1 protein-coding gene is annotated in these 396 nt (G+C 68.9%); it reads left to right on the top strand.

The features are described 5' to 3' along the window. Nucleotides 1-396, top strand: a 396-nt coding sequence (locus ACLBXO_RS31740; RefSeq protein WP_447687917.1) for a GDP-mannose 4,6-dehydratase, incomplete at both ends; no start/stop codon positions are given.

Below are 396 nucleotides of genomic sequence, written 5' to 3'. Positions count from 1 at the left end.
TACCGCGAGAGCTTCGGGCTGCACGCGTCGAACGGGATCCTGTTCAACCACGAGAGCCCGCTGCGCGGCGTCGAGTTCGTCACCCGCAAGGTGACCGACGCGGTGGCGCGGATCAAGCTCGGGAAGCAGAAGGAGCTGCGGCTGGGCAACATCGACGCCAAGCGCGACTGGGGCCACGCCCGGGACTACGTGCAGGCGATGTGGCTGATGCTGCAGCAGGACCGGCCGGACGACTACGTGATCGCGACCGGCCGGACCACGACGGTGCGGGACATGTGCGCGATCGCGTTCAAGCATGTCGGCCTGACGGTGGACGACCACCTGATCGTCGACCCGGCGCTGTTCCGCCCGGCGGAGGTCGAGGTGCTGCTGGGCAACCCGGCCAAGGCCAAGGCG

The sequence above is a fragment of the Methylobacterium sp. C33D genome, assembly GCF_053345825.1.
This window is presented reverse-complemented; position numbering and strand designations above follow the sequence as displayed.